This is a genomic window from Patescibacteria group bacterium, from assembly GCA_028717685.1.
Taxonomy (GTDB): Bacteria; Patescibacteriota; JAQUNI01; order JAQUNI01; family JAQUNI01; genus JAQUNI01.
Genome location: JAQUNI010000001.1, coordinates 486,133 through 505,831, shown reverse-complemented (window position 1 = coordinate 505,831; position 19,699 = coordinate 486,133). Strand labels below are relative to the sequence as shown.

The following is a 19,699-nucleotide window of genomic DNA, read 5'->3' as shown; positions in this document are numbered from 1 at the left end:
GATATCACTCGCCACGTCGTTCGCGAACGACGTGGCTCGCGAGTGACATCCTTTGAAATTATAAAAATGTTTTTACCCCGTTAGAAGCAAAGTTTTCTAATAGGGTTTATTCTGATACGCAATTAAATGTCCACCAGCTGCCTTTTTGCGCCCAACCTATGGCGTAGCCCACAGTGTTGATTATAAGCCAAGCGACGAGCACCAGGACAAGACCGATTATCGCGGAGGTCAGAGCCTTTTTGCCGGTAGTGAGCAGACCTTCATTGGTGGAACCGAATAAAAACATAAAGCCGATGATGACAAAGATGAGCAGCGCCACGATTCCCAGAAATCCCAGCAGATATTTAAAGATAGTTTGGATTAAGACAAAAAAATGGCAAAGATTGCACTCCGGTTGACCCGTGCCGCCGCAAGGCACTAAAGCCGCGTGGGCTAGGTTTAAGACTAAAGATATTCCGAGTAGGGCAAGGATTATAGTGGAGAATAATTTGAATTTGAACATGTTCTCTGTGAATTTCTAATTATTCTAATTGACCTAAATAAATTCCAATACCTAATAAGAAATTTCTAAACTGGTTTCTGAAATTTTTGGTCATTAGTTATTAGGATTTGGTCATTATTTAGAATACTTAGAACAATTAGGTCAATTAGAAATTTCACTTCATCATCGTCTGCATCTCTGCCGCGGCTTCCGTCATCGCTTCGGGGATATTCTTTTTGCCTAAAACCACATCTTCAATCATTTCTTCAAAGATTGCATCGGTCTTGTCGTTATCCGAGCGATACCAGGATTCCGCGGTTAAAATTTGGTTGGTAAAAGGTTGCAATTCCGGGTCGTTGTCAAACATTTGGTAAAGGTCGCGCCGGCTCGGAGGGCGGCGGCTGTCTTCGCAAAACTTCTGCATTATTTCTTTTTGAGCGGCAAAAACCAAGAAAGACCAAGCCTCTTTTTTGTAAGGAGTCCTTGTGGCGACCACATTTGTCCAGTAATTCGCGAAATTTACCTCGCGTCCTCCAGACACCTGCGGCAATAAAGCCACCCCGAAGTCCAGATTAGGCGCTTTTAATTGAATCGTGGGCACATGATAGGAGTAAGAAAACATCATCGCCAAAGAGCCTTCTACGAAAGCGTCAATGGAATAATGTTGCAGAGAGTTCCAAGTGTAGGTTTCTTTTTTGGGCGAGGCAAAATCAGTATAGAATTGAAAAGCTTCCTCGCCGGGCAAGGTTTCCTGCTGCTGGCTGCCGTTTGGGGAGGGCGCGCTGGGAGCGCCAGAGGTGTTAAAGGTTACTGTGCCGCGGTTTATGTCTGTCATTTGAGCGCCATTTTGCATCATCAGAAGAGCAAGGATATCAGGGGCGCGATTGATATTTTGTCCTGTGCCGAGAGCCGCCCCCGCTTGTATGATTTGCCCCTTTTCATTTTGCTTGGTGAGTTTTTTCACGTCCTCTGTAAATTCTTCCCAAGTTCGCGGAGGGTTTAAGATATGCGCCTGGTTAAATAAATCTTTGTTATAAAAAAGCGCTAAGGTGTCTAGACTCCAAGGCATAGCATAGATAGAACCGTCAATAATGCTGTCGTCTACGACCGCTTTTACCATTGTCTCTTTAAAGTTTTGGACATTGCATAATTCCGGAGGGCAAGGGGTCAGGAAATCTTTATCCCTTTGAATCCAAGTATGGTGCACCATCCAAATATCAGGTCCCCTGCCTTGAGCAAGGGCGTTAAAAATTTCGGTGCGGTAATTAGGGTAATCATTGCCGAAATTTTTGTAATTGATTTTAATATTGGGATTTTGTGCTTCAAAAGCCTTAATCACAGGTTCAATCTGACCGCTCTCGGTAAAGATTCCCCAAAAAGTAAGCTCAACGGGCTGTTTCTTAGTGGTTCCGCCGGGTTGCCCTGGCGCGCAGGATCTTTTACAGCCAAAACCGACCGTAGCGAGGAGGACGGGAACCAAGAGAATAATAAGGATTTTTTTTATTTTCATTTTAGATGCGATTCACACTTCTAAAGTCATCATTGCTCGATTGTTCTATTATTCCATTATTAAAAACCAACAATTGAGCAATGGAACAATTGAACAATGTTTTATGGTTAGAATTACAATTTGAGTCCCTTTAAGTACTCCGTAAAATCCGGCCCAATATCTTTCCTCTCTAAGGCAAATTCTACCATAGCTTTCATATAGCGTAAAGGATCGCCTGTGGTTAACCATTTGCCGTTAATAGGCGTGGCTACTACTCTTTCAGTCTGGGCTAATTTGTTAAGAGCGTCGGCAAGCCACAGCTCATTATCTTTCCCTAGAGGGAGATTTTCTAAAATTTTGATGATTTTATCGGTTAAAATGTAGCGGCCGAACACAGCCATATTGGACGGCGCTTCGCTCGCGGCAGGTTTTTCCACCAGCTTCACGATCTGGTTAATTTTAGTGTCTTTTTTGTATTTAACAATGCCGTAGCGGTTGGTTTCTTCCTGGGGTATTTCTTGCACGCCGATCACGGCTTTGGGTTTGGTTTTGTTAAAGGTTTGAATGAGTTGTTTTGTTGCCGGCACCTTTGACTTTACCAGATCGTCGCCGAACATATAAACAAAAGCTTCATTTTTGCCAATTAAGTGTTGAGCGGCTAAAAGTGGCGAACCATTGCCATAGGGCAGGTCTTTGGTTTGGCGGATGTAAACAAAATTAGCCATTCGGGTCAGCTGTTTCAGTTTTTCTAAAATATCCTTTTTACCGTTAGCTTCTAGTTGGTGTTCAATCTCAAAAGCGGAATCAAAATGATCTTCTAAAGAATGCAAACCCGCGCGGGTGACAATAATGACATCTTTAATTCCCGACGCTACCGCTTCTTCAACGAGATATTGGATAATGGGTTTATCAATGATAGGCAGCATTTCTTTTGGCTGGACCTTTGTCGCGGGCAAAAAGCGGGTGCCGTAGCCCGCGGCGGTAATAATCGCTTTGGTGATTTTAGGCATAAAAATAAATTAAATTTTCAAAATTCCCTCCTTTTAAAAACACCTTCATCATAATCTAAAAACCCCCTTGATGCAAGGTTTATGCGCTAGTTAAAGCCATGGATTTCCCAAAGCTTTTTAAACCGCCTATTTTTCAATGAATTCCAATTGATTAATAAAAATTCAAAGTGTAATTTTCCACCGGCGCCTTTTCGTCTGTTAAAATTGGTAATGGTTTTTGATTTGTTGGAAGATAGTAAATATTTTTTAAATATTGGTCAAATTCCGGATTTTGAATATTGAGTTGCGGATTTTTTCCTGTTTTTAGCGCTACTAAAATAATGTTTTGCGTTCGTTCAAGATTATTTTGACCGTTTACTGGAAATAAATAAACTTGCGGAAATACTGCCTTGTAGGTTGCGTATTCCGCTTCTAGAAATTTGCTTTTTCCCCCGGAAAGAGAGGAAATAAGGTTAACTATCGCCACTCCCTCGGGATTCAGCAAATCATAAATTTTTTGCGTCGCCTCTTTGGTTGTTAATTGAAAAGGCGGTGTGTGGGCGTTAAAAGCGTCCCCCAATACAGCATCATATTTATTCTTGGTTCGATTTAAAAATACTCTTCCGTCCTCATGGTTAATTTTTAATCTTGGATTGTCCTGCAGGCGAAAATATTTTTTCGCGAGTTTAGTCATCATTGGATCAATTTCCACGACATCCATCGTCAGGTTTGGGAAATTTTCTAAATAATATTTTGGATAAGAATACCCCGCGCCTCCGATCATTAAAGTCTGCTTTGCTTCCGGATTAAAGTATTTAAATAAATTATAAAATTTTGTATAGTCAAAAACTAGATCATTGCTATTTAAATACATTGCTGATTGGACTGATAAAGGGTCGGTTCTAAGATATCTCGCGGGTTCGTTATTCTTCGCGTCAATTCCCTGAAAAATTTGAATTCTCTGATATTGCGTGTCTATGTCAATAAATCCCCTGCTTTCCCTCTCGCGTTTAATCTGATTAAATATTCCGATACTAATTAGTAAAATTAGGATCAATCCGGTTTTAATTTTGTAATAGCTGATATTGGTAATTAAACTGATTAAAACTAAAGCAACGCTCAAAATAAATAAAATTATTGTGCTGCCTAGTGTCGCGATCAGGATAAATCCGCTTAAAAATGTGCCTGCGATACTGCCAATCGTGGAAAGAGCGTAAAGATTCCCCACGGTCTTGCCTGTATTTTTTAAATCCTGCATCTTCAGTTTCACCACATAAGGTGAAACCATGCCCAAGGCGACGCTTGCCGGAGCAAATAAAATTAAGGTAGCGATAAATGAACCCAACCTCAAATCATGAATTAGGCTTGAAATTGAATATAAAAAATATTGATGGCTGAACGCGGCTAAAAATACAGACCCCGCGGCTGTTAGAATGATGATTGATAGAATCTTATAATTTGCCTGCTTGTCCGCTATTCTTCCTCCCAAATAATAACCCAAACTTAAACTGCCCAAGATTAGCCCGATTATATTTGTCCAGACTAAAATTGATGTTCCAAAATATGGCGCTAAAATTCTTGATCCAGTGAGTTCTAAAATCATTCCGATTGCTCCGCAAAAGAAAATAACCCCCTCTAAAATATATTTTTTGACCATGCGTTTCTGCTATTTAAATTTTTTTAATTTTTTTTCATAATCCAAAACTAACCATTTCTCACCTCTTTGTTATATTTGATGGCCTTCTTGCCCTAATTTTTTTGCCCCCAAGTGCCGCCATGATATTTTAGATTTATTTCTCTATATCATCATTTCAATCATTGGTTTTCTAATTGAGTACCCTGTTCGGTTTTTTCTAAATCAGATTTTGGAGGTTTGCGGAAAAAAATTAAGCTCAATACCAAAGCGATAATCAGCAAAATAATAATAATGAGCCAATATTTTTTTCTGGTTTTGCCAAAAATTATTGAGAACAAAATTATTAAGCAAGCCAAGGTTGAGACAATAATGAGCCAATTTTTTTGCGTAAATTGTTTAACCTCGTTGCCGCCGGACAAGTTTTGATCAACATCTTGAACGCCGTCGTAAAGCTTGGAATCGGTTTGATCCTGGACCATCTCCGGCTCCGGCTCAATAACTTTATCGCAACTAACCTTTTTATTCTCATTTTGGCTAAAAGATTCAAAAAAATAATTAGCGCCGCCAGTGCCAGCCGCCACATATTTGCCGTCGCCTGCCACATCAATTTCGCTGATATATTCTGAAAATTGAACCTCCGCCGTTTGTTTTTTGGAATCGCCGTCAATGAGATAGACTCTTTCCGCCGTTCCGCCGACAGCGATTAACCTGCCATCGTCGCTTAAATCGGCGGCGGCAATTGGATTGGGATACTTCCAATAAGCAGTTGGTTGATTTGAAGCAAGGCCAAGAGTCAGAACATCACCCGCGAAAGTTGTTTCTAAGATGGTTTTAGCATCCGGTGTCATTGCCAAAGCTCGGCCTGAACGTTGGCTGGGCGGTAAAAGTTTCCAGACAGGCTGGTTTGAGCCGCCAAATTTTGGATTTTTAAACAAAAAGGCAATACCTTTGTTATATTCAGCCGAGTAAGCCACGTATTTCCCGTCAGCTGAAATTTTAGCTCGGTTGACCGGAGAATCTTCGGCTAGCATATCGCTTCTCATCACTGGCTCGTTTGAATCCTTGGAAAAAATATAGGCGCGTCGGTCGGGGCAGCCGGTTGCTCCGGCAATATATGAGCCGTCAAAAGACAAAGAAACATCATGAAAGTTGCCAGCGGCGTGGTACTGCCACAAGGGGGTCGCGCTCTTTTCGCTCCATAATATTAATAAATTGGTATCAACATTTTTCTCATCCCCCGCCGTGCCCGCAGCCATATATTTCCCGTCAGCCGAAATAGCCGTGTTGTAGCCTTGTTGTTTGACATCCTTCTGCCAGATTGGTTGATTTGAATCTTTGGAAAACAAAATAGCGTATTTGCCAATCAGGGCAAAGATTTTGGAACCATCGACGGAAACGTCAACGCCGCCTTTGACATCATTGTTTTCCACATCAAAACTGCCTTGATACTGATAACTCCAAAGCGGATTCTGCTTGCTCGTTTCAAAGAAATAAATATGTTTGGTGGTAGTCGCCGCTAAATATTTGCCATCGTCGGAAAGGGCTACTCCTTTTACCCATTCTTTGTGGGTGGGATAACTCCATAATTTTTGGCCAGATTTCGGGTCAATCAAGGCAATCTCATTTTGGGAAAAATCAGTTTCAAACAGAACCGGCCCATTGTCTGGTGAATCAATAATCCCGTCGCGCGCTTTGCCCTTGCCATTTGAAGCTTCAAAGAAATAGAAATTTGAGCCCAGTTTATTAGGCACAAACTTGTAAACATATTTTACCCCCTTTTTGTAATCAGAATCGTTCTTGTTTTCTTTTGCAAGGTCAAGCCATTTGCCGTTAAAATACATCCTCATATATTCCGGCGCGCGGTTTTTATCGTCTTGATAAACCACGGAATAAGTATAGCGCATGCAAAGCGGTCCCCACATCGGATAAACCTTGGCGTCATCCAAATGGGGGTCATCGGGCGTGGTCGGCAATTTAGGGAAAATTTGAGCCGCCGGCTGATTATTTAATTCGGCTGGCTTATCCTCGGCTTTGGCGTCTGGAATTACTGGGATAGCCCAAAAAAGAGCAACTAGAGCGCAGAATAAGATTAAATTTTTTTTCATATAACCTCCGATGTTTTTATTTTTAAAATTAATTGACTATTTATTCCCCGCCTAAGCAGTCTTTGGCGCAATTCTCCTTTGTTTCCCCCAAATTGGGCTCGCACAAAGTATTTCCACAGATATTTTCCTGCCCTTCTTTTTTAATTTGGCCTTGATCTAAGCTTTTATCAGATTCAACATTTTTCCATTGTCCAAAGTAAAAAACAACTATCAAAGCCAGTATTATTGAAAATGATATTAAAATGATAATCAACTTTTTGGGCGGTCGCGCGCGTTTGCGGCAAATCAAAATGTAGCCAAAAAGCGCAATTATCAATATTCCTCCAAAAATTATCGCGCCCCGCGTAAGCCAAGAAGACGTTTCTTTTTTCACTGGTTTTTCTTGATTATCTGCACTGTCCGCCAAATTATTCCCGCTATTTTGTCCACCGAACAATGTAGTGTCTTCTGCTTTGGGTTCTATAATTTCCTTGCAGGCAAAAACTCCCTTATTTTCCAAATCCCTGATCGTTTCAAAAAAATATACCGCGCCGCTTGTGCCTGCGGCTAAATATTTTCCATTTGCCGCGATATCTAATTCTCCGACGTATTCATTCGCTGAAATTTCCGCTTTTGCTTTGCCAGCTCCCTTTTCAAATACCCGGATTTTCTTATCAGCCGAACCAGTCGCAAAAAGTAATCCATCATCCGTTATATCAAAAGCGCCGATTGTGGAATTAATTTTTAATTTTTCAATCGGCTTATTTGAATTTTTTTCAAAAATTAAAATATCGCCGCCAAAAGTGCCAGCGCCAATCAAGTTTCCACTAGGTGCCATTGCTAACGCGCGTACAGATGTTCCCTGGGAAGTTTCATATTTCCATAAAATTTCCTTTTTTTGCGCGTCCATTAAAACAATCGCACCATAACCTGACTCAACCCCGAAAGCGATTAAACTGCCATCTGCCGATATTCGCGTTTCGTCAATTGGCGATTCTTTAGATAAAGGTTCAGACTTGATTATTGGTTCAGCCGAGTCTTTAGTAAAAAGATAACCCCTTCGATCCGGACAACCTGTTGATCCGGCAATATATGAACCATCTTGTGATAAATTAACCTCATGCCAGTTGCCCGCGGAATGATATTGCCATAACTTTTTATCCTTGGCGTCAAATAAGATCAAAACATTGCTATTTAGGTCTTCTTCCGAACCAGCCATTGCCACTGCCGCGTATGCACCGTTTTTAGCAATGTCCACGCCATAAGCGCCTCCGCCATTATTACCTAAATTATAGGTCCAGATAGGCTGATTAGAGTTTTGATCAAACATCAACGCCTTACCGTTTAAAGCGGCAAAAATTTTATCGCCGCGAGCGGAAATCGCTACTCCGCCTTTAACATCTCCGCCTATCGCGCCGCCGGTCGGACTTTGATAGCTCCAAGAAGGCTCACTTTTTTCCGTGTCAAAAAAGTAAATATGATTGGAAGTTTGCGCCGCCAAGTATCTGCCATCATCAGACAGCGCGACTCCGCCGACCCACTCTTCTTGAATTGGATAGCGCCACTTTAGGTTTCCACTTTCAGGATCAATCAAAATAATTTCATTCTCTTTAAAATCAGCATCAAAAAGCACTGGTCCGTTATCTGGCGAGTCAATAATTGAATCGCGCGTCTTGCCCAGTCCATTTGAAGCCTCAAAATAATAAAAATTAGAACCAAATTTATTCGGAACATTCTTGTAAATATATTTCACTCCTTTTTTGTAATTATTATCGTTCGCGTCCGCTTTTTCCATATCTATCATTTTGCCGTTGAAATAAATCTTAACATATTCCGGCGTCCTGCCTTCTTTATCGCTGTAAATTACAGAATAAGTGTATCTTTGGCATACTGGTCCCCAAAAAGGATAAATTTTGCCTTCGGAAAGAATAGGGTCATTCGCCGTCTTGGGCAGTTTAGGAATAACCCCGCTCGGTAAGTCCTCGGCTTTGGCATCTGGAATTACTGGGATAGCCCAAAAAATAGCCACTAGAGCGCAGAATAAGATTAGAATTTTTTTCATATACCCTCCGATGTTTTTAACATTGTTATTTAAATAATGAATAACAAATCTTTCTTATCTCCTTTCTTTAAGCCCGAAAGATCGCCAATAACGTTCGCGGATATCCGATGTCCGCCTGAAGTGAATGTGGGTGGAGCGACTGCAAGGGAGCGAAACCGCATAGTCGCTGTTGGGCGCAGTCAATCCTTGCTAGGTATTTATTTTCTTTAGAAGTTCTTTGTGAATTAATCCATTCGTAGCAACAATCCTTGGGCGCATCAATTCCCATTGTGTACCATCAAATTTAGTCACAGATCCACCAGCTTCTTCCACGATTAATGCCCCAGCCGCAATGTCCCATGGGTTTGCGCTTGAGATCATATATCCATCATATCGTCCCGATGCAACATAACAAAGTTCCAACGCGGTTGAATGAAGCAATCTGAAACCTTCAATCAAAAAGAAGATTTTCTGTATATTTTTGATATTGTCTCTTCTCTTTTTATTAGAATAATCAAAGCTTTGAGAGACTATTGATTTTGATAAGGAGTGATTTTCAGATACGATAATTCTTTTTGCATTCAGGAACGCTCCCTTTCCCTTTTCAGCATAAAACAACTCGTCATTGATTGGTTGATATACAATGCCTAGAATAACCCGATCATTTTTTGCGAGTGCGATAGAAATCGTGAAAAATGGCAAATTTCTTGAAAAGTTTGTTGTTCCATCAAGAGGATCAACTATCCAAATAAACCCTGATAGAGACGTGAGAGACCCAGATTCCTCGGCTAAGATATTATGGTCAGGAAATTCCTTTTTGATACTGTTGATGATGAATTCCTCTGACTCAAGGTCTGCTCTTGTGACAAAATTCCTTTCTTCTTTATCCTTTTTGGTCTTATTTAATTTTTGCTCAAAGTGTTTTTTGATCAGACTTCCTGCGTTTTTCGCCAACTCGGTTGCAAATTTTCCACATTCTGTAAGTATGCTTTGATCCATAATTTTAGGTTGTTGATTGCGCACAATATTTGCGTGTACGTGTATCTGATGTCCGCCTTAGGTGGATATGATTCGAGTGACTATAATAAGCGAGCCAGATATATACTGTCACTGGATGTAATGAAAAGTTTTATTTTGCCGATAGGAAAAATATTATCCGAGCCTGTTCATTTTTGCGAGTCCAAAAAATCCTCTATGGAATCTCCGCCCGGAAAATCAAGCCTTGTGATATCAACCAATTTACCCTCGGGAATACCACTGCCGGTTGCCGCATGGAATGCCGCGCATTTTTGTAATTCTTCTTGCCCGTATTTGTTTTTCAATTGTTGAATAAAATCCGTAAGTTTGTCCCAGGCTTCCTCGCTCAGTTCTCCGGATGGACTTATGGCATTCTCCATTTTGGTTCTTATCATATCATAAAACCTTTTGATTTCTTCGATATCAATATTGTTCCTCTCAATTTTTTCGGTATAGATATTTCCACTCTCTTGTTCCAAGTTTTCCATTTGTTTTTTCGTTAGTAGTTAATAATTTTTTAATAAAAAATAAAAAATATTTGTTGAGCAAAATTTCGTTTAACTCGTTCTTATATGAATTGTTTTCTGAAAAAATCTTAATTCTTGAATATTATACGCGCTTAAACTGGCGTTCCCTAATTGGCGGACAGCTCATTTTTGTGAGTCAAAAAAATTCTCTATGGAATCTTCACCCGGAAGATCAAGCCCCGTGATGTCAATAAATTCGTCCTCTAAAATACTGCTGCCGCTTGCCGCCTGCCATGCCGCATATTTTCGTAATTCTTCTTTCCCGTATTTCTCTTCCAATTTATCCATAAAATCCATAAATCTTCCATAGGCTTCCACATTCAGTTTTCCGGATGGTCTTGTGAAATTACGCATTTTGGTGCCTATCACATCATAAAACCTTTTGATTTCTTCGATATCAATATTGTTCCTCTCAACTTCTTTGGTATGAATATCTCCACTCTCTTGTTCCAAGTTTTCCATTTGTTTTTTCGTTAGTAGTTAATAATTTTCTAATGCGATTTTATAAATTTATCATCAATTTGAATTCCACCCCTTGAAATGTAAGTGGTATTTTATTCAACGTTTGTGTATATCTGATGTCCACCTGAAGTGAATATGAGTCAATTGACTGCAGGGAGCGAGCCAGATATATGCTGTTATGTAATGTTGCCAATAAATTTATATGAACGGTTCTATCGTTTTTTTTGGATTCAGCAGAGAGTTGGATGATTTACTAATCTTAATTCCATCATTAGTTTGTCCAGCTTGTATTTCTTCGGCGGTTACAAAATAGATAACTGCGTTTGGTTGATTAGATAATTCTTCTAATTTAGTTATAATTTCAGCTTTTAATCCTGCCTCAAATATTTCCAACAAGCGCAGGGTCATTTGCCCTTCTTGCCCTATACGTGTTGTTTCCTCCAGCTCAGCATCAAAGCCGACCAAGCCACACTGAAGCTCACCAAGATCTTCTCTTTTTAATAGCTCTGCCTCATCAACAAGTTCTTCAACAACTTCTCTTATTGGGTTCGTCTCTCTCTGTTGTCTTTGAAGAAACCATGCCCTAAATTCATTGGCTTTTTTTCCTGGCATACGGAAGCGTAAATCATTTCCTTTTTCAAACGCAATTTTTTCAATTTCAAGAAGTTGTTGAAGGGTTTGTAAACCTTCTTCAGTGGTTTCAATTGCGCCACCAATCGGAGTTAGTAAGATGTCTCCCTTTTTTGCCCTATTTTTGTTTACAAGAAGCGCGTATCTTCCTTGGCTATCACGAATTCTAGCGAATGAAGCAGAGCTTACTCTAACTTCTGGCAAATTTAGGACTTCTATACCCCTCCTTTTTTCTTGTTCTGGGACAAATGTCCCTTCAGTTTTGTCTGACATAAAATAATGTTAAATTTTAGAGTGTAAATTTATTGGTAATTTTACATAACTCATTGTTATACGCGTTGTGTTTATAAAGAATACAAATTCTTGAATATTATACGCACTTAAACCAGCATTTCCTCACTGCCTACTTTATTTTTGTTAAATCTCCATTAAGAATAATCGGCTTTACAGCTTCAATTTCAGTTTTGCAATATGGCATTTCGGGAATTGGGTTTAACATAAAGATTCTTTGATTCAGAACATGGGCAAAACCGATTTCCATTAAGGTATTTCCCCCAATATAATTTTTGATGCCGTTCTTATCAAGATTCAAAATAAGAACAGCGTCAGCTCCCTGCATCATTTTCCAGAATTTACGAATGGCGTCCATATTGTATTTTTGATGAAGCTTGATTTTTTCAATCTCGTCATCGGTCTTACCCACCATTGCTTTATGTGAATCTGTGAGAAAAGCATCATGACCCAATTCCCGCAGTTTTTCTCTTACCTCAAGCATTTTTTCGGTAAATTGCATTGAGCCGATTATTCCTATTTTCATAATACTTGTTGTTAATTTTTAAGTTTTTATAAATGCTTCTTAAGGGCGGGCGAAGGTCGCCTTCGTCCGCCTGAGGCGGACTTCGGCGGACCGAAGGCGGAGAGGGTGGGATTTGAACCCACGTGGGCTTTTAGACCCAAACGGTGTTCGAGACCGTCGCCTTAAGCCACTCGGCCACCTCTCCATTGAATTATATTATATAATAAACATATAAATTTTTCGCCACGGGATAAACCCGTGGCGCCCCGAGTTTATCTCGGGGCGAGTGCGCCGCACTAGACCACTATGCGACCCTTCCTCTCTCATCATAATTTTTTAAAGTCGTAAAGTCAAACCCTTCACCTACACGATTTCTATCTTTTCTAGGTGAGGGGCTAATAGGTTTGACATATTAACTGGGATAGTTTATTTTTGAGATATGTGGCGCATAGATGTAAAAAGTTATTAAAGCATGTTCTTTCCATGAGCTTTAAGGAGGATGCCCGTGTCCATAGAATCGGCTGCGCAAAGAATGTTTAATAATCCTTGTAGTCTCAAGGAGTTGGACCTAACCGGATCAGAAATCTTGGAGATGTCTGCTTTGGGTTATCCAGTTCGTGTGCAGGATAGCGATGGGGGTGATAAATACTATATACCAGCGCAAGATGACAGTGCTTCTCTGGTAATTAGCGAAGCAGAAAAAGGAGAGTGTATCTTAAAATGGGGTGCGGCTTCAGATTTGCATTGCGGGTCAGTATTTTTTGATGAAGCAGGCTTGCGCCATTTTTTGAGGACGGCTCAGGACGAGGGCTGTAAATATGTTTTTATCAGTGGAGATTTAATAGAGGGTTTGTATCCGGGGCAGGAAAGCCAATTACGGTACCTTGCCCCTATAGATCAAGCAAAAAGGCTTTGTGATGTTTTATCAGTGTACCCTTTAACATATATTGGGAACAAAGGTAATCACACGGTAGCGGTAGAGAAAGCAGGGCTAGTCAATCCTCTGATTATGCTTGAAAAGTGGATGCATAATTTTTATTACCTGAACAGTCTGGAATGCAATGTTATTATTGCTGGTACAGCGATAATAATGGTCCATTTAACCAATGGTAAAAGCGCTGGAGATTTCCTGCAATCAGAGGTATTAAAAGATGGCAAAAAAGTTAGCATAGACGGGCGGAGTTGGACTGTAAGTGTTTTAGTTTTACAAATCGGACACCGTCATGGACGGGGGTCATTTAAAAAATATGGCATTCAAGTAGTGCGACCTGGTACTTTTAAAAATGGCTGTGATAAAAATAGTATTACCACCGGAGGTTATTTAGTTGAAGCTTTGATTAGCTATGGGAAACCATTAAAATATCATTCAGAGTTTATCAGCCAACGCATAAAAAGGAAACCAAAATCTAAGAGACATTGAAGAAGTTTATGAGTATCCCGGAGGGAATTAAGGATACTCTTTTTTATTGTTTCCGAAAAATCAAAAAAGACCTTAATCTATTCAAGGTCTTTTTTGATAATTCCGGCAATGACCTACTCTTGCGCCTCCCGTGGGAGGCACTACCATCGGCGCTGGAGGGCTTAACTTTTGTGTTCGAAATGGGAACAAGTGGAACCCCTCCGCTAGAATCACCGAAGAGCTATTAGTTAATTCATTCTAGCTCACAGATCTCCGTTGATTATAGGGATTGATTGGGGTTTTTCAGGGGTCCCCCATAAAATCTATAATTTTGTGGGGCTTTTCTTCAGGGGTCACCCAAAAATTCTTTCAGGATTTTTGGGGTTTTTTACCCCGTTAGAGAAAGTTACCGATTTTAATCGGTGGTCATTACCGCTTAAAGTTGGCGGTGGTTTAATATCATCGTCAGTGCAGACCGTTAGCCCCTGCTGGAAATAAATTTCTAAACGGAGTTAGAGAAGGAGGTTCTCTAACGGGGTTTACCTCATCCCGATCGCCGGAGGGGTCAGTAAAAAGACGATCGTAATAAAGACAGCAATCATCACCACCACGCTTGCCAATTTAAAAGCCGATTTTTGTTGTGAAGACACTAGTGCAACGCAAGACTAAAAAGGTTAAAACTCAAATTCAATTTTTGGGTTATAACTTTGTTTAGTCTATGCGCTTTTTGAAAATAAATTTATCTAACGGGGTCAAAAGATGATTGAAATAGATCTATTAGTACTCCTCGGCTAAATCCCTTGCAGGACTTACACCTAGAGCCTATCAAGGTCGTCTTCTCCGACCAAATCCTCCGCCTTGCGGCGGAAAGTCCTAATCTTGGGAACGGCTTCACGCTTATATGCTTTCAGCATTTATCCTAACTAGACGTAGCTACCCAGCGTTTACCTTTGGTAAGATAACTGGTACACCAGAGGTCTATCCATTTCGGTCCTCTCGTACTGGAAATGGGCTCCCTCAAGACTTTATGCGGCTGTATCAGATAGGAGACCAACCTGTCTCACGCATGTTTCTCCTCGTGTTGCCACAAGGCATGGACTATACCACACTCCAAAATAATTTTTTGGAGCACTGACGTATTATCTAATCTTTTTTAAAGATTAAATCCAAGGATTGTTCTTATCCTTGAGTCTCTACGGGGTCACCAGCCGCACTTCACTTGCGTTCAGGCGGAATTTCTAATTTTCAATTTCTAATTTTCAAACAAATTCCAATTTTGTAATGACTCAATTTTTAAACTCTCTATTCTATTGAGTTTAAAAATTTAAGCATTAAATCATTGAAAATTGATTAAAAATTAAAAATTAAAAATTAAAAATTTGCCCGTACCGAACGATAGTGAGGTACGGCCGTGACTTCCCTCGGTATTATCCTAGTATGCGACAGGTTAATTGTCAACTAGGATTTCACCGATATGAGTCAGTTTTTCATTCTAGTGTTGCCACTAGAAGCCGCCAAACCTATCTAACAGTAAATAGGTTTTGGTTGACGGTTTGAACCCAGCTCGCGTACCGCTTTAATTGGCGAACAGTCAAACCCTTGGAAGCTTCTTCACCTCCAGGATGCGACGAGCCGACATCGCTTGTCGGCATTTTCTCTTATTACTAAGAGGATCGGACTATATCTTCACCCCTCCCCTTTAAAAAGTGAGGGGGCTGACATATTATAGAAGCCGTAATTTAATTTATTTGATTCACCACTTCTATCCGTCCCTCCTTAGGGACAAGTCTCTACGGGGTTATAACTCAATTTTATATTTCATAGATGGAATGATATTTTCATTCAGAATCTTTCTTAACTTTGGCCTTGAAATTGAGTTAAACTTCCCACGGTATTACCCATTCTTTTATATTTATCTCTTTTACTTATTATATCACTTATGCCACAAAAGATATTAAAAGAATTAGGGCTTCACCGTTATAAGTCAGATTTTTGTTATGGCATTACTGCCATGGCACCCCGATGTTGTTGAGGTGCCGAACCGCGCCGTCTATGTGGACTATTGGGCGCGACCAGCCTGTTATCCCCGGGGTAACTTTTATCCGTTGGGCTTCTCCACTCCTACAAGTAAGAGTCGGATCATTAAGGTCTACTTTCGTAACTGCTCGGGATGTACCCCTCGCAGCAGGGCTCCCTTATGCCTTTACACTTTCACTCCGGTTTCCATCCGGAGCAAGGGAACCTTATACGCGCCTCCGTTGCCTTTTAGGAGGCGACCGCCCCAGTCAAACTACCCACCAGGCACTTTCCCCCTCACCTAGCAAAGATACGAGCCTTTAGGCTCGCTAAAGTATTAAGAATTTTTAAGTAATTAAGGCACAATATAAATCCGATTAAAATTTCTTAATTTACCACAAAAATCCTTGCTAGGTAAGGGGTTAGATTTAAGACTCCGAAAGGGTGGTATTCCATATTGCGACTCCCGTCAGCCCGAAAGCTGACGCTCAAAGTCTCCCACCTATTCTCGGCATCCAAAACCTCAAATCAATACCAAGCTATAGTAAAGCTCCACGGGGTCTTTTCGTCTTGATACAGCTAGCCGGCATCTTTACCGGCAAATGCAATTTCACCGGGCACTTAGCTAAGACAGTTCCAGGATCGTTCCGCTGTTCGTGCAGGTCACTAATCAAGTGACGAGGGATTTCGCTACCATAGGACCGTTATAGTTACGGCCGGCGTTCATCGGCGCTTAAAGCGAGAGCTTTCACCCCCGCTCTTAACGTTCCGACACTGGCCAAGCGTCAGCCCCTATACTTTGCCTTATTGGCTTTGCAGGGACCTGTGTTTTTGGTAAACAGTCGTCCTGGATCTTTAACTGCGACCCCATACGCACTCCGCTAGCGCTCCGTGCTCAAAATCCCAAATCATAATTTTTCTCGCTTCTCGCGAGATCTGGCGAAGCCAGACAAACAAATCTTAAATTTCGATTTCCTAAATTCCAAACCCTTTTAAGCTTGGAATTTTTCTGTTTGTAATTTGTTTGATGCTTGGCGCTTGATTTTTGGGATTTCTTAAGAAACACGAAGCGCAAGCGAAATGTTTTGAGGCAAGGTATCTTGCGAACTTACACCTAGTTGTTTTGCCGAATTCCTTAGCTAAGGATCACCCGAACACCTTGGTATCCTCTACCCGTCTACCTGTGTTGGTTTACGGTACGAGTACTATTAATCTAATTTTAGGAGTTTTTCTTGGCCACTGGAATCAATTTCATTGACCTATTCCTTGCGGAATAAACCTTTTGATAATCTTCGCCGTTTGGAATTGAAGAAACGGATTTGCCTGTTTCTTCCGGCTACGGATCAGCAATGCCTAAACCATTAGGACACGAAATCTATCCTGTGGCGTCCCTCCGTCAAAATTAATAGTAGTGTAGGAATATTAACCTACTCTTCCATCGTCGTTTTTTGCGACTTAGGATCGACTAACCCTGGGTTGATTAACGTTGCCCAGGAAACCTTAGACTTACGGTGGTCCGGTTTCGCACCGGACTTTAGGTTACTCATACCAACATTCTCTCTTCTATATCCTCCACCAGTCCTTACAGGCTGGCTTTACTGGATATAGAATGCTCCCCTACCACCGCCGCTCCGCGGCGGAAATTCCAAATCTTAAATCCCAATTTCCAAACAAATCTTAAATCCCAATTTCCAAAGTTCAAAACCAGATTGTTTGGTTATTTGAATTTCGGTTATTGGTTCTTGTTTGGAATTTGATTCTTGATTATTGGAGCTTCCGTTGCGGAGCAACGGTTTCTATCTTCGGTGTCAAGTTTGAGCCCCGTTACATTTTCGGCGCAAGATCACGATCGATTAGTGAGCTGTTACGCTTTCTTTAAAGGATGGCTGCTTCTAAGCCAACCTCCTAATTGTCTCTGTAATCTCACTTCCTTTACCACTTAACTTGAACTTAGGGACCTTAGATAAGAATCTGGGCTGTTTCCCTTTTGAGCGACGCGCTTATCCGCGCCGTTCTGACTGCCCTATCGTAAAAGTTTGGAATTCGGAGTTTAGTTGGGACAGGTAGGGAGTAATCCCATCCTGCTCCATCCAGTGCTCTACCTCCAAATTTGTAAATAGGACGCTAGCCCTAAAGCTATTTCGGGGAGAACCAGCTATCACCAGACTCGATTGGAATTTCTCCTCTAGCCTCAGTTCATCCCATGGCTTTACACGACCAATGGGTGCGGGCCTCCCTTTGGTGTTACCCAAAGTTCACCCTGACCAAGGCTAGCTCGTCTGGCTTCGGGTCTAGTGCGTACTGCCTTTAATTATTAAGGCAAACAGAAGAATTCTATTTGCCTAATGAATTAAAACGCGCTATTAACGCTCGCTTTCACTTTGCATACGTCCGCTTAAAACGGACTTATACGAGCAATACACAGCTAACTCGTTGGTTCGTTCTACAAAAAGCACGCGGTCACCACCGCGCCTCGCTATGCTCGGCGTGGCGGAATGACTAATTTCTAATTTTTAATTTCTAATCAAATCCCAATGACCAATAACCCAATGACCAAAAATTTTTGGACATTAGACATTAAGGCATTAGAAATTGATTAGAAATTCGGTTAATTAGAAATTAGAAATTCCGTGCCGAACGCAGTGAGGCACGGTGGCTCCCACTCTTTGTAAGCGTATGGTTTCAGATACTATTTCATCTCCCTCACCGGGATGCTTTTCACCTTTCCCTCACGGTACTAGTTCACTATCGATCTTAAAGAGTATTTAGCCTTGGGAGATCGCTCCTCGCTTTCGCTCGTCGTTCCAATTTAAAATTACAAATTCAAAATTTAAAATTAATAAAATTTTGCGAAGCAAAATTTTCTACCTTAATTTTGCATTTTTCATTTTGCATTTTAAATTTAAGGAGCTCCGAACAAAAGTGAGGAGCGACTTTAGTAGTACTCCCGACTTCCTACACCATTTCCCTGGTGGTGTAGTACTCAAGAACGAGATACGTCAGAGATGCAACGCTTTTCGCGTACAGGACTTTTACCTTCTTTGGTGGGCCGTTCCAGGCGCCTTCTGCTAGGCAAGTCGCATTTTATTAAACTCTGTACCAGGTTGCCCTGATAGCGTATTCGTCTTATAACCCCGGCCGTCGCAACTCGCTAGGCTCTCCTCGTCGCTTCGCTCATCGGAGTAAACTGAAAAGTTTACCCCGAACGGATGTGAGGGGAACACAGTGAGTTGCGGCGACAGGTTTAGGCTCTTCCCCTTTCGCTCGCCACTACTCAGGGAATGTTCCGCGCAAAGCGCGGATTTTTTTTCTTTTCCTCCGGGTACTAAGATGTTTCAGTTCCCCGGGTTGTCTTCCGCCCAAATTTTTAGACTGTTGATGATTTTTTGAATTTGCTATATACTATTAGTAGCAATACAGCTACAGATAGTTTCTTGAACGTAGGAGATTCTAAGAAACATGACGAAAGGAGAGAAAGTGAAGTCTGGAATTGTGGAGCTAAAGGCGCGCGCCAAATAGACTAAGGAGCTCCTATGTCCCCAAGAGATTAATTCCAACCTCTCTCCTTTTTTAGCACTTTTGCCAGCAATTTTTTTAACATGCTCCCCTTTTGAGGAGCTTTTTATTTTTAACAGTCCAAAAATTTGGGCGGATTATGTAGGTTTTCTACATAGGGTTTCCCCATTCGGAAATCCTCGGATCAAAGCTTGCTTGGCAGCTCCCCGAGGCTTATCGCAGCCTGCTACGTCCTTCATCGTCTCTTTAAGTCAAGGCATTCGCCATACGCCCTTTGTTTTCTAATCATTTTTGACCCCATTAGATAAATTCATATTTATCTGAAATGGGTTATTCAATTGTCAAGGTTCTTTCCTTTACGAAGCGGCTTCATTCAAGAGAAAAGGAAATTTTTTGAATAAGGGTGGGTTAAATCCCGTTAGAGAAATTCGTTCTCTAATGGGGTAAAAAGTTCGGCTTCTCTCTTGAAATTTTACCAATCAAAAAACCGCTCTGATGACGAAGCGGTTCCCCCAAGGCAACAAAACAAGATATGCGATTTTATCCGCTTCGCTGAAGTATAAAGCAAATGAAATATAACATAACTAAAGTAATTTAATTTTTAGCTATTTTCCAT

General features: G+C 41.0%; 13 protein-coding genes, 1 tRNA gene and 2 rRNA genes. 1 reads left to right on the top strand and 15 read right to left on the bottom strand.

Annotation, left to right across the window (positions count from 1 at the left end; genetic code table 11):
- Positions 1–106: 106 nt before the first annotated feature.
- The 13 genes from PHW01_02575 to PHW01_02515 form a co-directional block, all read right to left on the bottom strand.
- A complete protein-coding gene (locus PHW01_02575; GenBank protein ID MDD5626863.1) occupies positions 107–502 on the bottom strand; it encodes a hypothetical protein in 396 nt (131 codons plus the stop codon).
- A 154-nt stretch (positions 503–656) separates the two neighbouring features.
- Positions 657–1,991, bottom strand: coding sequence for an extracellular solute-binding protein (locus PHW01_02570; protein MDD5626862.1), 1,335 nt, complete (start codon positions 1,989–1,991; stop codon positions 657–659).
- A 113-nt stretch (positions 1,992–2,104) separates the two neighbouring features.
- On the bottom strand, positions 2,105–2,980 hold the full coding sequence (locus PHW01_02565) for a UTP--glucose-1-phosphate uridylyltransferase (GenBank protein ID MDD5626861.1): 876 nt from the start codon (positions 2,978–2,980) through the stop codon (positions 2,105–2,107).
- 151 nt (positions 2,981–3,131) lie between these two features.
- The gene (locus tag PHW01_02560; protein MDD5626860.1) at positions 3,132–4,616 is read right to left on the bottom strand and encodes a fused MFS/spermidine synthase; all 1,485 of its coding nucleotides are present in this window, start codon (positions 4,614–4,616) and stop codon (positions 3,132–3,134) included.
- Between the two features lie 158 nt (positions 4,617–4,774).
- Positions 4,775–6,700, bottom strand: coding sequence for a WD40 repeat domain-containing protein (locus tag PHW01_02555; protein ID MDD5626859.1), 1,926 nt, complete (start codon positions 6,698–6,700; stop codon positions 4,775–4,777).
- Positions 6,701–6,740: 40 nt separating this feature from the next.
- Positions 6,741–8,741: a WD40 repeat domain-containing protein gene (locus tag PHW01_02550; GenBank protein MDD5626858.1), complete on the bottom strand. Its 2,001-nt coding sequence runs from the start codon at positions 8,739–8,741 to the stop codon at positions 6,741–6,743.
- Positions 8,742–8,770: 29 nt separating this feature from the next.
- Positions 8,771–8,902 (bottom strand): hypothetical protein, encoded by a 132-nt coding sequence (locus PHW01_02545; GenBank protein ID MDD5626857.1) that lies wholly within the window; start codon positions 8,900–8,902, stop codon positions 8,771–8,773.
- A gap of 28 nt (positions 8,903–8,930) precedes the next feature.
- Positions 8,931–9,743 (bottom strand): inositol monophosphatase family protein, encoded by an 813-nt coding sequence (locus PHW01_02540; GenBank protein MDD5626856.1) that lies wholly within the window; start codon positions 9,741–9,743, stop codon positions 8,931–8,933.
- A gap of 143 nt (positions 9,744–9,886) precedes the next feature.
- Positions 9,887–10,225 (bottom strand): hypothetical protein, encoded by a 339-nt coding sequence (locus tag PHW01_02535; GenBank protein MDD5626855.1) that lies wholly within the window; start codon positions 10,223–10,225, stop codon positions 9,887–9,889.
- Between the two features lie 162 nt (positions 10,226–10,387).
- Complete coding sequence (locus PHW01_02530) at positions 10,388–10,726, bottom strand: hypothetical protein (protein ID MDD5626854.1); 339 nt, start codon at positions 10,724–10,726, stop codon at positions 10,388–10,390.
- 198 nt (positions 10,727–10,924) lie between these two features.
- Positions 10,925–11,629, bottom strand: coding sequence for a hypothetical protein (locus PHW01_02525; GenBank protein ID MDD5626853.1), 705 nt, complete (start codon positions 11,627–11,629; stop codon positions 10,925–10,927).
- Positions 11,630–11,759: 130 nt separating this feature from the next.
- Positions 11,760–12,173: a hypothetical protein gene (locus PHW01_02520; protein MDD5626852.1), complete on the bottom strand. Its 414-nt coding sequence runs from the start codon at positions 12,171–12,173 to the stop codon at positions 11,760–11,762.
- Positions 12,174–12,270: 97 nt separating this feature from the next.
- Positions 12,271–12,357, bottom strand: a tRNA-Ser gene (locus tag PHW01_02515).
- Between the two features lie 294 nt (positions 12,358–12,651).
- Between PHW01_02515 and PHW01_02510 the strand changes: the two genes are divergently transcribed.
- Positions 12,652–13,572 carry a hypothetical protein gene (locus PHW01_02510; protein ID MDD5626851.1) on the top strand — a complete coding sequence of 307 codons (921 nt, stop codon included), beginning with the start codon at positions 12,652–12,654 and terminating at the stop codon, positions 13,570–13,572.
- Between the two features lie 100 nt (positions 13,573–13,672).
- Here PHW01_02510 and rrf read toward each other — a convergent pair.
- Both rrf and PHW01_02500 read right to left on the bottom strand, forming a co-directional pair.
- Positions 13,673–13,789, bottom strand: a 5S ribosomal RNA gene (rrf, locus tag PHW01_02505).
- A 521-nt stretch (positions 13,790–14,310) separates the two neighbouring features.
- A 23S ribosomal RNA gene (locus PHW01_02500) occupies positions 14,311–19,370 on the bottom strand.
- Between the last annotated feature and the right edge of the window lie 329 nt (positions 19,371–19,699).

What these genes read in the sequence shown, in the direction of transcription:
- PHW01_02575 (MDD5626863.1), bottom strand. Translation starts at nt 502, where the DNA reads ATGTTCAAATTCAAATTATTCTCCACTATAATCCTTGCCCTACTCGGA.
- PHW01_02570 (MDD5626862.1), bottom strand. Translation starts at nt 1,991, where the DNA reads ATGAAAATAAAAAAAATCCTTATTATTCTCTTGGTTCCCGTCCTCCTC.
- PHW01_02565 (MDD5626861.1), bottom strand. Translation starts at nt 2,980, where the DNA reads ATGCCTAAAATCACCAAAGCGATTATTACCGCCGCGGGCTACGGCACC.
- PHW01_02560 (MDD5626860.1), bottom strand. Translation starts at nt 4,616, where the DNA reads ATGGTCAAAAAATATATTTTAGAGGGGGTTATTTTCTTTTGCGGAGCA.
- PHW01_02555 (MDD5626859.1), bottom strand. Translation starts at nt 6,700, where the DNA reads ATGAAAAAAAATTTAATCTTATTCTGCGCTCTAGTTGCTCTTTTTTGG.
- PHW01_02550 (MDD5626858.1), bottom strand. Translation starts at nt 8,741, where the DNA reads ATGAAAAAAATTCTAATCTTATTCTGCGCTCTAGTGGCTATTTTTTGG.
- PHW01_02545 (MDD5626857.1), bottom strand. Translation starts at nt 8,902, where the DNA reads ATGCGGTTTCGCTCCCTTGCAGTCGCTCCACCCACATTCACTTCAGGC.
- PHW01_02535 (MDD5626855.1), bottom strand. Translation starts at nt 10,225, where the DNA reads ATGGAAAACTTGGAACAAGAGAGTGGAAATATCTATACCGAAAAAATT.
- PHW01_02530 (MDD5626854.1), bottom strand. Translation starts at nt 10,726, where the DNA reads ATGGAAAACTTGGAACAAGAGAGTGGAGATATTCATACCAAAGAAGTT.
- PHW01_02525 (MDD5626853.1), bottom strand. Translation starts at nt 11,629, where the DNA reads ATGTCAGACAAAACTGAAGGGACATTTGTCCCAGAACAAGAAAAAAGG.
- PHW01_02520 (MDD5626852.1), bottom strand. Translation starts at nt 12,173, where the DNA reads ATGAAAATAGGAATAATCGGCTCAATGCAATTTACCGAAAAAATGCTT.
- PHW01_02510 (MDD5626851.1), top strand. Translation starts at nt 12,652, where the DNA reads ATGCCCGTGTCCATAGAATCGGCTGCGCAAAGAATGTTTAATAATCCT.